This window comes from Mesorhizobium sp. M1A.F.Ca.IN.022.07.1.1 (assembly GCF_003997575.1).
Lineage (GTDB): Bacteria > Pseudomonadota > Alphaproteobacteria > Rhizobiales > Rhizobiaceae > Mesorhizobium.
Map to the genome: position 1 here is coordinate 1 of NZ_RZST01000558.1, position 2,194 is coordinate 2,194.

The 2,194-nt window shown below is 60.6% G+C and carries 1 protein-coding gene and 1 pseudogene; one reads left to right on the forward strand and one right to left on the reverse strand.

All coding sequences use genetic code 11. The features are described from left to right. On the forward strand, window positions 1-1,757 hold a 1,757-nt coding region (locus tag EOA75_RS32105; RefSeq protein WP_164747726.1), incomplete at its 5' end, for a cation-translocating P-type ATPase. 10 nt (window positions 1,758-1,767) lie between these two features. Here EOA75_RS32105 and EOA75_RS34330 read toward each other — a convergent pair. Further along, window positions 1,768-2,194, reverse strand: a pseudogene (locus EOA75_RS34330) (efflux transporter periplasmic adaptor subunit); the annotation flags it as partial.

The window sequence follows — 2,194 nt, forward strand, 5'->3', positions numbered from 1 at the left end:
GTATTGCTTTGGGCATGTCGATGCTGCCGGAAGAGTTTCCGATGGTGCTGACGATCTTCATGGCCATGGGCGCCTGGCGCATATCCCAGGTGCGGGTGCTGACCCGACGAGCCACGGCAATTGAAACGCTTGGATCCGCGACTGTGCTCTGCACAGATAAGACTGGAACACTGACCAAGAACCAGATGGCTGTTGCAGAGTTGAGGACGCCGGGCGGAGACGTCTTACCGCTCCTGAACGCCTCAAGCCTCATTCCCGAGGCTTTCCGCGACCTGGTCGAGCTTGGCGTGCTTGCCAGTGCTGAGATTCCGTTCGATCCCATGGAAAAGGCGTTCTACGAGCTGGCGGCTGAAAGACTGCCGAGGCGTTCGGGCGTCAGCGACCGGCAACTGGTTCGCTCCTACGGACTCCGGCCGGAGCTGCTGGCAATGTCGAACGTCTGGCGGACGAACGCAGGCGATCCGGGTTGCCTCATCGCTGCCAAAGGCTCGCCGGAGGCGATCCTAAAGCTTTGCCGCTTGGGCGCAGAACGGATCGTCTCGATCCGAAAGGACGCCGATGCCATGGCTGCAGAGGGGTTGAGGGTTCTGGGGGTGGCGCGCGCGACTCATGCCGAGAGCGGATTGGCCGACGAGCAAACTGGCTTTGATTTCGAATTCGTAGGCCTAGTTGGGCTCGCCGATCCGCTGCGGCCGGGGGTTCGGGACGCCGTGGCCTCTTGCAGGTCAGCAGGTATCCGCGTGGTTATGATCACCGGGGACTATCCCGCCACCGCAAAGGCCATAGCGCGCAAGGCCGGATTGGATGTCGCCGATGTCGTCACGGGAGAAGAGCTGAGGGCGCTGAGCGCAGCAGACCTTTCCAAAGCGGTTAAGACGACGACCGTGTTTGCGCGAATCATGCCCAATCAGAAACTGGCCATCGTGAATGCCCTGAAGGCGAACGGCGAAGTTGTCGCCATGACCGGGGATGGGGTCAATGACGCTCCCTCGCTGAAGGCTGCGGATATCGGCATCGCGATGGGCGGGCGCGGCACGGACGTTGCGCGTGAAGCTTCCTCCATCGTCCTTCTGGACGACGACTTCGGTTCGATTGTCAAGACAATCAGGCTGGGACGGCGCATCTACGACAATTTGCGAAAGGCGATGAGTTTCATCTTCGCCGTGCACGTGCCGATCGCAGGGTTGGCTTTGATGCCCTTGCTGTTCGGCCTGCCCATTCTGTTCGGGCCGATTCACATCGCACTTCTTGAGATGGTGATAGACCCGGTCTGCTCACTCGTCTTCGAAGCAGAGACCGAGGAAGAAGATATAATGGAACGGCCTGCGCGGGATCCAGAAGAGGCGCTGTTTACGCGCCCATTGGTGGCATGGAGCCTGGCTCAGGGCTTGCTGACATTGGCAGTTGCCACCGCTATCTTCCTGCTCGGCCTTAACCTCGGAATTCCAGAAAATGAACTCCGTGCCCTAGCTTTCTTTGCCCTGGTGGTGAGCATTCTCGGCCTGGTTTTGGTCAATCGTGCTTTCAGCGCCTCGCTGACTTCAGCACTATCAAGACCCAATCGCGCCCTCGGTGCCGTCATCGCCGTCGACGCGATAGTGCTCGGACTGGTGCTCCTGTGGCCGTCCGCGAACCTCCTCCTCCAATTCGGGCCGCCGAGACTGAGGGATCTGGCCGCGGTGCTGGCGGCCGCAATCGGATTGGTCGTCTTGCTCGAGTTCCTCAAATATCGCTGGGCCGGACGGCTGAGCGCTTGACGAGGCTCTTTTATTGGAGCCTGACCTTGCTTCCATCGACAAGTGCGGCGAAGGGGTAGGTGACGACAGTTTCGCCAGGACCTACACCCTGAGCTATTGCAGCGACCCGTGCCGAAAGGTGCGATACTTGTACCTGCCGGAGATGCGCCCGGCCACCCTCTACGACAAAGACGTTCCACGCATCGCCTCGCCGGAACAGCGCTCCCATCGGCACGATGATCGCTTGGCCGGTCTCGTCCAGTACGATCTTGACCTCAACTCGGTAACCGTCTCCCAGACTGGCCCACGTCTGTCGCGGCGAGACTATGTCGATGACGACCCAGACGCGCTGTTCTTCCACGCCGAGCGCGGAGATTTTGGTGAAGCCGGAAGGCTCCACGCGTCGCACAACACCCTGCAAATCGAAGGCGCCGCCCCAGCGCGCAATAGTTACCCTG